The sequence below is a fragment of the Morganella psychrotolerans genome (assembly GCF_001676155.1).
In the GTDB taxonomy this organism is placed as follows: Bacteria; Pseudomonadota; Gammaproteobacteria; order Enterobacterales; family Enterobacteriaceae; genus Morganella; species Morganella psychrotolerans.
The window spans coordinates 67,349-77,517 of record NZ_LZEW01000002.1; the positions used below are offsets into that span (position 1 = coordinate 67,349).

Sequence of the window (10,169 nt, forward strand, 5' to 3'; positions counted from 1 at the left end):
TCAAATACTCACCGATGTGTTATTTATAACCGAATTGATTTTATCCTGTCTTCCGGGCTTTTAGGATAATACTCAGATGATGATCTACCCACTATTTTCATAAAAAAAATATATTGCATTGATTTAGTTAAAAAAAAATACATGAAGGTGCAAAGGGACATTATTAAACAAACAATAAACGACCTTTTTACTTACAAATAAGCAACACTAAATCATTAATTGAAATAATCATTCAGAGGAAAAATACGTAATTTCAATTCACTTAAAATAAAAATACCGTGTTAATGGTCATTATATTAAAAATAAAACAATTAATAAGGAAACTCCTAATACAACATCATTACATTACAACAGGAACATCTTATTTAAATAAAAGTTAATTAACGGTGGGATAATAATATAAATACACCAACTACGTAAAGTTCTTTGCCGTGCGGTTATTACTTTAATCCACGTCTATTATCATTATTGTTTTATTATCAAAATGAGACGCTATCATTCTTATACAATACGCAGGGCTGTTTACAGCCTTTCAGCCTCTGTCATATTGCCGACAGCGGAATGAGCCCACAATTATCAGGTGATATATTTCACAAATCACCGCTGATTTAAGAGATCTCTCACATTTTCATTTATTCCCCGCGCCGGTGGTTCATATATTGCTTTATTCCTTATGACCGATGACCCGCTGAGGCCGACGTATGACCTCTCATTCCATTTATTATAAAAGGAGAGAAGGATGTCAGATCTCAACCATCCAACCTCTGATCTTATTTATCAGTTGGACGACAAACCCCCGTTTTTTCAGGCCCTTCTTGGTGCAATCACCCATTTATTGGCCTTATTTGTTCCGATGGTCATGCCTGCACTTATCGTTGGTAAAGCATTAGATTTGTCCGCCGATACCACGGCATATCTGGTATCGATGGTCATGATAGCCTCCGGTATCGGTACCTGGATACAGGTTCACCGCTACGGCCCGATGGGATCCGGTCTTTTATCTATTCAGTCTGTTAATTTTTCATTCGTGACCGCTATGATTGCTATTGGTACAACCATGCGCAGTGATGGTTTACATGAAGAACTCATTTTATCCTCTCTGCTGGGTGTTTCTTTTGCCGGTGCTTTTCTGGTTGTCGGCTCCTCATTTGTACTGCCTTATCTGCGCCGGATAATCACCCCGACAGTCAGCGGCGTGGTCGTGCTGATGATAGGTCTGAGCCTGATTAAAGTCGGTATTATTGATTTCGGCGGCGGGTTTTCTGCCAAATCAGCAGGAACCTATGGCAATTATGAAAATATCGGCGTGGGATTACTGGTGCTTCTGGTGGTAATAGGCTTTAACTGCTGTAAAAGTCCGCTGCTGCGGATGGGCGGTATCGCAATAGCGCTGGTCGCCGGATATATCGCCTCTCTGTTCCTGGGATTGGTTGATTTCAGTACTTATCAGAATACCCACTTTATTACAGTACCGATGCCGTTTAAATTCGGATTTTCCTTCGATTTCACCCATTTTCTGGTGATCGCTATCATTTATATACTCAGTGTGCTGGAAGCGGTCGGTAACCTGACCGCCACCGCAATGGTATCAAATCAGCCGATCAAAGGGGAAGTGTATCAAAACCGGCTGAAAGGCGGTGTGATGGCGGATGGCGCTGTCTCCGTTATCGCCTCTGCGCTGGGTTCTCTGCCGCTGACAACCTTTGCACAAAATAATGGTGTGATCCAGATGACCGGTGTGGCATCCAGTTATATCGGGCGTTTTATTGCCGTGATCCTGGTTTTCCTCGGATTGTTCCCGACTATCGGCTGGTTCTTTACCACCATACCCGCCCCGGTGCTGGGTGGCGCGATGACTCTGATGTTCTCAATGATTGCGATTGCCGGGCTGCGTATTATTATCTCCAACGGGCTGCGCCGCCGCGAAACACTGATAGTGGCAACCTCTCTCGGGCTGGGCCTGGGCGTGTCATATGACCCGCAAATTTTCAGTATTCTGCCGCCATCATTATATATCCTTGCAGAAAACCCGATTTGTGTCGGCGGGCTGACGGCAATTGTTCTTAACCTGCTGATCCCGATGGGCCAGCGACGCAATGCTGCCAATGAAGAAGAACCGGACATGCTGGCAGATGAGCTGGAAGCGATGCTGGATACACCGGATTCAGAGCGCGATTTACCGGACATGGCAATGCCGGCAGAAAGAAAGCGGGTAGTCTGACGCGATACATTCTTTCATACCACCCCATAAAAAAACCGCGTACGTCGCGGTTTTTTGTGTTTAATCATATAGTTAAATCAGGCATTGCTTGCCCTGCTCTGCGGTGCATCTGCCTGCGCATCAAACATCATCAGCATTTCACGGGCAGCATGACGACCCGCCGCCATGGCTGTCACCACAAGATCCGCGCCATGAACCGCATCACCTGATGCAAAGACTTTGGCATTGGTGGTCTGATTATTTGTGCGTCCGTTTCCGCCGGTCTTAATCTGTCCCCATTTATCAAGCTGGATATTATAACCACTCAGCCACGGCATTTCGTGGGACTGGAAACCAAAAGCCATAATCAGCACATCGGCATCCAGAACAAATTCTGACCCTTCAACCGGCTGCGGACGCCGACGCCCGTCAGCCCCCCGGCTCACCAAGCTGTGTGCGGATAAGCCCGATGCCGGTGACCGCGCCCTGCTCATCCCGCGAAATAAACTGCGGCTGGACGTTAAACAGGAACTCCACACCTTCCTCGCGGGCGTTAACCACTTCTTTTTTCGAGCCGGGCATACTGGCTTCATCACGGCGATAGGCACAGATAACACTTTCCGCTTCACGGCGGACAGCGGTGCGCACACAATCCATTGCGGTATCACCGCCCCCCAGCACAACCACTTTTTTACCTTTGACATCAACCCACGGATACTCATCTGCCACGGGTAAATCCATCACATCGCGGGTGCTGGCAATCAGAAACGGCAGTGCCTGAACCACGCCCGGGGAATCTTCATGCTCAAGCCCGGCTTTCATCATACCGTAAGTACCAACCCCCAACAGAACCGCATCATAGTCATTCATTATGCGGCTGAACGGAATGTCTTTGCCGATTTCACAGTTAAGATGAAATGTGATTCCCATATCAGTAAAAATCTGCCGGCGCTGTGTAAGTAGTTGTTTATCCAATTTAAATGGCGGGATCCCGAAGGTCAGCAGTCCGCCGATTTCCGGATGGCGCTCGAACACATCCACTTTCACCCCGGAACGCGTCAAAATATCCGCACAACCCAGCCCTGCCGGACCTGCGCCTATAACCGCCACCCGTTCAGTGCGCGGTGTAATGTCTGCCGCCACTTTCGGTCGCCAGCCCATCATAAAAGCGGTATCGGTAATATAGCGTTCAATATTCCCGACTGTTACCGCGCCGCCATGATTGCGCAGCGTGCAGCGGCTTTCACATAGCCTGTCCTGCGGACAGACCCGCCCGCAAATCTCAGGCAATGAACTGGTTGAATTACTCAGCTCCGCCGCTTCAATAATTTTGCCTTCACGGACTAAACGAATAAGATCCGGAATGGAATTGTGCAGCGGGCAGGATAAATTACACATCGCTTTCTGTGAGCAATAAAGGCAGCGCTCACTTTCATAACCGGCGCAATGTTCATCCAGACCACGGTAAATCTCCCCGAAATGCGCTTTACGCAGGGCGGCACTCTGTTTTTGTGTTCCTTCACGCGGCGGGCGTTTGAGGATCTCAAAACGGATCTCCGACTGACGGGCTTTGTTATATGCACCTGTCGCTGCCCGCATCAGGCGGTCATTGCGCAGGATAACAAGCTTGTGTTCATCCAGAATGCTCAGTGCATTGGTCGGGCAGTTTGCCACACACGCCGGTGAGCCGCCGGTGGTTTCACACAAATCACATTTCTGTGCCAATTCATGCTGATAATCAAACGTCATCACCATTTCCATGGCACCGAACGGACAGGCAAGCACACAGCTTTTACAGCCGATACATTTTTCCTGATCAAGCTTCACAACATTGTCAGTCAGGCGGATTGCGTCAACCGGGCAGCTTTTCGCGCACGGCGCATCTTCACACTGACGACAGGTCACCGCCAGACTGTCATTTTCTCTGAACATGACCCGGATCCGGGGTGAATAATCGCGGCTGTCATGTGGCCAGTGGTGATCGTTATGCGCGACAACACAGGCAATTTCACAGGCATGACACCCGATACATTTCTGACTGTCCGCAACTATACATTTATTCATGTTCACCTATCGCTTTCCGGTTTCTCAGTAATGATAACCATGCAATAACCGGGCTCATTTCCACATTTATACGTATTTTCTGGTTATTTTGTGGAACAGCTCAAATTCTGCCGGTGCCGGGAAGGAATAACACCACGGCAACAGAGTTATCAGATTTTTTTACTTTAACGGGGAGCGGGATTTTGTTTTTTGACCTGAACCGGTCTTAGGCGGAATAAAATAAATTGAATCGAATCAGCTAATAATAAACTCTCAGAGAAATAGCGTCCCCCTGATTTCCGGGGAACGCAAATTGCAATCAATGATGAAGCATCTCGTGAACAATATCGTTTCCGCTCATTGTATACGGATAGAATGTCGGCCAGTTATCCATCTCAGCCAGCAGCGCGTCCTGAGACTCATTTCCCATATAAAGATGGAAATGCTCTGCTTTTTCCGGTGAAATAATATGATCACTGAACTGAATAAATTTCGGCGCCTTACTATTTTTATCTTTACATTCAAACAGGTAACGTGCACCTTTTTTCCCGGAGGTGTAATTCAGAACCCGGTAACCGGCATAGTGATATTCACACTGCTCCACCTTGTCTCCGCGATGAAATTCAATGATATTATTTTCAATACCAATCATATCCACATCTGTTTTATATCCATTCGTATAATAAGCACGATACTCTTCTGCTGTTTTATCCTTATTTTTCGTGGCTTTAGCCTGCATCACAGGATCCAGTTCACCACTGGCAAGATAAGGTTCGACAGATTGCCAGACCCCGTCCCAGTCACTCAAAGTGCGGTTCTGCACATCTTTAGCGTCAAATGTTCCTTCTGCCGCCTTGCGCTGAGCCTGCGTCTGCGGTTTATCATGATGATGACCATGAGCCATCGCCGTACTGCTTAACAGCCCGCCCATCAGCAATGCAGAAATAATCGATTTTGTGATCATACTTACCCCTGTACTGCTTTAAAGCGCGGATTGGATTTGCAAATAACATAAATACGCCCACGGCGGCGGACTATTTTGCAATCCGGATGGCGTTGTTTGGCTGATTTCAGCGAGCTGAGTACCTGCATTATCTTTTCCTCTTTCCCATAAAATGAATAAGTTATGTTATAACATAACAATATCGTTTTTTGAGTCTGATAACTACTGTTTTTTTAACTTTGTTTTTTATACGGAAAAGAAGAAGAGGATAGAAATGCAGGTAATTGATTGAATATATACCCAACGTCATTCAGGATGCAGGAAGGCGGCAAGGGAGGACAGACGGGGAGCATACATCAGTATGTGACCCGGCTGGATGAGCGCGGCCAACGAGCCTGCTGTTTGAATGAATAAGGGTATAAAAACCGACCGGAAGCCCGGCCGGTTGTGTCAGCAATCAGGATTGAGCAAGAAAAGCCTTATCATCCAGAACCCGCAGGGGTTCAATCGCGCTCTCTTTTTTGATGACAAGTGACGGGTCAGAACGCAGACAAACGCCGCCGTAGTGCCCGCCGACAGTGAATGTACAAACCTGGATATAGCGCTGTGCCACCTTAGGCAGACACCAGAGCTGCTGGTAAACATTCTCCTGACCACCAAAGTTACCACTGGTTTCATCCAGCATTTTATCCCCGCTGTCCACCAGCCCGATATTGTTGCCGCAGCGTCCGGCAATCGGCTTCACGGCATAGCCGGTACGGCGCAGTTCATCACTGATTTCGAACTCCGTATCCAGCAGATAAGGGTGGTGCGGAAAAAGTGACCAGAGGATCGGCAGAATAGCTTTATTGCCGGGGATCACAGTCCATAACGGCTCAAAAACACTGATTTCAGGTCGCAGCAGCACATCAATCAGCCGGACATCATTATGGTGCGGATGTCCGGTGCGGATTGGCAGCGCTGAGTGTACGCGGTCACTTTCACTCTCTTTGCGCAGTTGCTCCAGCGCGGTTTCCCACGCCCAGGTTTTCCAGACGCATTGCAGCACGCGCCCTTCGCCGTCAATCACCTGCCCGGTTTCATTCCAGCTCAGTTCATCCAGCCCGTGAATAATCCGGCATCCGTAACCTGCGGCAATAATGGTTTGCGCCATAAAGAGCGCATGATAATTCTCCTCACCATCCTGATCCTGCATGATATGAATAAACGGTTTTGCTGAAGTATGTTTCCAGGTGTCGGTCAGAATATCACGGAGATCTTCACCCGGATCACGGCCTTCGGTCAGTCCGCCCTGCTCCGCCCATCGTTTGATAATCAGGCTGGTTTCTGTATGGCAGGATGCGGAATCTGCATTATATTCATAGACTTTCAGCCCCCGCTCATCCATACAAAAATCCAGGCGTCCGGTCACCATATCATGACGGCGCCCCTGCCATGAACGGCGCAGTCGTGGCCAGAGGATCTCAGGGATATTGAATAATTTCAGCAGATTATCATCTTTTAAGACTTTTTCTGTGGCATGCAGATACATCAGGTGAACTTCATTGGTCGCCTGAATCAGTGCATGTTCTGCGGTATCTGAAATAGTGAAATATTCATGGGGATCCGCATTCAGGATGCATCCCTTTTTGGCATTAATATAGGTCTGTTCCAGCGGATCTGAGTCATCCAGCCATGTGCCGGAAAAATCCGCACTGTCACTCAGCCGCGCGGCATGGAGTGTCAGCAGCTCAGGGTTAATTGCAGGCTCATGATAAGCGTACTCATCATCACCGGTCTGAACCATCCAGCCGAGGATCTGCGTATCAGAGAAAGTATCGGTCAGTGTGTAACAACCATTTTCGGTTGTCATCGGTAATTCACGGGTCCATTGCTGACCCTGCGGTAATTTATGATGAATAACATTCTGTTCCGCAACACGGACTTTATCCGCACAAACCTGTGTGATAACAGCCACATGCCCTGTGCGCTCAAACTCCCCGCGTGCCTGCCAGATAAGCAGGCTGCCCGCTACCGGTTTCCGGTGGCTGCCGTTAGCAAAGGCGCGCAGCGGCAAAATGCCGTCGTCCGTTACATGGCGCAAAAAACGCAGTAAAAAAAATCTCATGCGCCATACCGACATCCGTAAATACCACACCGTAATTGAGATACAAAAAGCGGCGCGAAAATTCAACACACTGCCATTTATATCCCATGTATTCATTGCCGATATAACTGCGGAAGGAGATATCACTCTCTTTCTCCGCATCAGTCATGGAATCGTAATCTGATGAATAGATAGCCACACCGCCGGGCGCATAGCCCAACAATGCCCCGAAAGGTTCATGCTCCGTGATTATTACACTCATAGTACGGCCTTACTGAAATTATTTAGATTGCAAATATGTGCTTGCTAATAATTCAGTATACGCCTGCCCATAAAAAAAACACCGGGGCTTTTCAGCCCCGGTGTCAATTACTCTATCGGGTTATATTTTGCGATTTAACTCACAAAGCCGGACTTTCTTTTTTCGGATGATAACCATTAAAAAAAGACATTCAGCACAACAGCACTGACTGTCGCCAGCAGGATCCCGCTGTGCAGCAATGGTTGTAAAAACAGCGGCAGTTTGGCGAAAAATCCGCTGGATAATGTCGGCGTCAGACCAACCCCCAGGCTTATCGCCACAATATAAAGATTGTAGGAATTCCCGTTGTAATCCACACGGGACAGAATGCGGATCCCGGTAGCCAGGACCATGCCGAACATCACCAGCCCCGCGCCGCCCAGCACAAATTGCGGGATAGAGGCGATAATCACCGCCATTTTCGGCAGCAGCCCGAAGATTATCAAAATCACGCCGGATGCCACACACACCCAGCGACTGTGAACTTTTGTCACGCCCACCAGTCCGACATTCTGAGAAAATGAGGTATGCGGAAAGCTGTTAAACAGACCGCCGATTATCGTCCCTATTCCATCTACCCGCAGTCCGCGCACCACATCATCCTTGGTAACAGGTCTGCCGACAATTTCACCCAGCGCCAGGAACATCCCCATTGATTCAATGAAAACAATCAACAGCACAATACTGAGCGTAATAATAGATACGGGCTCAAAAGTGGGTGTTCCCAGCGCCATCGGCGTGACAAATTTAAACCAGGGCGCATCGGCATAGCCGTCAAAACTCACTTCATTGCACAGCAGCGATAACACAAAACCAAAAATGATCCCCAGCAATACCGAGATATTGCACAGGAAACCTTTACAAAAACGGGTGACACACAAAATACACAGAAGAACAGCAAAGGAAATACCGAGGTAGAGCGGATGACCATATTCGGGATTACCTTTTCCGCCTGCCGCCCAGTCAATGCCCACCTGCATAATACTCAGGCCGATAGAGGTGATAACAATGCCGGTAACCATGTTCGGGAAAAGTGGCATCATTTTTCCCATCAACGGCACAATCAACGTGGTAATAATCCCGGCTGCAATAGTTGCGCCAAAAATCCCCATCAGACCGATATCCGGATTTGCCCCGATAGCCAGCATCGGCGTTACCGCAGCAAAGGTCACCGACATAATCACCGGCAGGCGGATACCGGCAAATTTCCCGATACCAATACACTGAAGCAATGTGACAATCCCACAGCAAAACAGATCCGAGCTGATAAGCAGGGTCACAACCTCCTTACTCAGCCCCAGCCGGTCACCAATGACCAGCGGCACCGCTACCGCACCAGCATACATCACTAACACATGTTGCAGCCCTAACATCAGTAACTTACCGGCGGGCAGTATCTCTTCAACTTCGTCTATAACGGGTTTTACCGGTTCCTGCGCTTGATCCACACTATGATTGCTCATGAAACAGACTCCCTTACAACCGGGGCTCCCCGGCTTCGATTCGAAGATCGCGGAAAATGACACCCGGCAGCAGGGTGTCTCACTGTGATTCACATTGAGAACAAACCCGGCGCGGCATCTGTTCATCATTTAATCAATTGAGCAAAATACAGACCAAACCCGGTTTCAGGCCAAATAAAAGCCGCATTCCGTGACGGCATGCGGCTTTTTGTACCTGATTACGATATAAAAACGCGATGCATCCCGCATTTTTATTAATCGTATTTTATGTAATATTTCAGTCAGGTAACGGTGATAATCGATTGCCTTCTCAATTTAATAATGTCGTTATCACATTGATAGCGGGGTATCACCGGTCATTTCTGCCGGTATTATTTCCGGCAGACCGTTTTACATTCGGCTCAAATGAGCGGAACGGACAGAATAGTAATAATCAGAACAGTGTGGTGTGCGTTTCCGTTAACAGCGTGAGATCCGGACTGACCATATCATGGGCAATAAACTCCGCCGGAGACAACGTATCGTTCTGCACGTAATCCGTCACACCACTTTGTACGGCCGGTTCCTCATTGCCGGGTAAATGTTGCAGCAGATGATCTACGGTCAGCGAATCCTCATTATCAGATAATAAATCATCCGGTAATAATGGCGATCCCCCATCATCATTCTCTGTCTCTACCGGTAGTTCAGTTCCGTCATGCTGACCTGTCGTGTCATACATGATTTTAAACACATCAGAGTCCGGTCCGGTCAGACCATTACCTTCAACACATGCCGTGTAATTATAGGTATGACCTTCTTCAAAGCGCCCGGTGACATCATCGAATGTCCATTTACCGTCATCACCCACTGTTGCATGACCAATTTTGATCCCGTCACGAAATACCGTAACCGTCTGATCCTCACTGAGAACACCCTCAATATGCCCGCTTAACACAGGGGTTACCAATGGGTTTTCCGGGTCAGGCAGGCCTGAATCAGTCACAGCATCAATATTTACAACGGTAGTAATCGCCGGCGAAGTATCGGTGTTACCGTCATCTTTGCCGTCTGTGCCGGGCTCTTTGCCATCAGTACCGGGCTCTTTGCCGTCGGTGCCGGGCTCTTTGCCGTCTGTGCCGGGCTCTTTGCCG

Annotated in this window: 4 protein-coding genes and 3 pseudogenes; 1 reads left to right on the forward strand and 6 read right to left on the reverse strand. The window is 48.1% G+C overall.

Annotated features, from left to right (window positions below; translation table 11 throughout):
• The first annotated feature begins 739 nt into the window (after positions 1-739).
• Complete coding sequence (locus AYY16_RS08705; protein WP_067365156.1) at positions 740-2,221, forward strand: nucleobase:cation symporter-2 family protein; 1,482 nt, start codon at positions 740-742, stop codon at positions 2,219-2,221.
• A gap of 77 nt (positions 2,222-2,298) precedes the next feature.
• Here the strand turns inward: AYY16_RS08705 and AYY16_RS08710 are convergent.
• From AYY16_RS08710 to AYY16_RS20435, 6 genes and pseudogenes are all read right to left on the reverse strand, one after another.
• Positions 2,299-4,264 (reverse strand): annotated as a pseudogene (locus AYY16_RS08710) (FAD-dependent oxidoreductase).
• A 298-nt stretch (positions 4,265-4,562) separates the two neighbouring features.
• Positions 4,563-5,207, reverse strand: a complete 645-nt coding sequence (zinT, locus tag AYY16_RS08715) for a metal-binding protein ZinT (RefSeq protein ID WP_067365159.1) — start codon at positions 5,205-5,207, stop codon at positions 4,563-4,565.
• Between the two features lie 2 nt (positions 5,208-5,209).
• Entirely contained in the window at positions 5,210-5,335 is a 126-nt protein-coding gene (gene ykgO, locus AYY16_RS08720; RefSeq protein ID WP_004237696.1) for a type B 50S ribosomal protein L36, read from the reverse strand.
• A 308-nt stretch (positions 5,336-5,643) separates the two neighbouring features.
• A pseudogene (gss, locus tag AYY16_RS08725) lies at positions 5,644-7,534 on the reverse strand (bifunctional glutathionylspermidine amidase/synthase).
• Positions 7,535-7,713: 179 nt separating this feature from the next.
• Positions 7,714-9,036, reverse strand: a pseudogene (locus AYY16_RS08730) (nucleobase:cation symporter-2 family protein); the annotation flags it as partial.
• Between the two features lie 433 nt (positions 9,037-9,469).
• The coding region (locus AYY16_RS20435; RefSeq protein WP_208020731.1) for a hypothetical protein at positions 9,470-10,169 on the reverse strand (700 nt) is incomplete at its 5' end.

Bases quoted from the DNA above. Each gene is read 5' to 3' on its own strand.
- zinT (WP_067365159.1), bottom strand. From the start codon at position 5,207: ATGATCACAAAATCGATTATTTCTGCATTGCTGATGGGCGGGCTGTTA.
- ykgO (WP_004237696.1), bottom strand. From the start codon at position 5,335: ATGCAGGTACTCAGCTCGCTGAAATCAGCCAAACAACGCCATCCGGAT.
- AYY16_RS08705 (WP_067365156.1), top strand. From the start codon at position 740: ATGTCAGATCTCAACCATCCAACCTCTGATCTTATTTATCAGTTGGAC.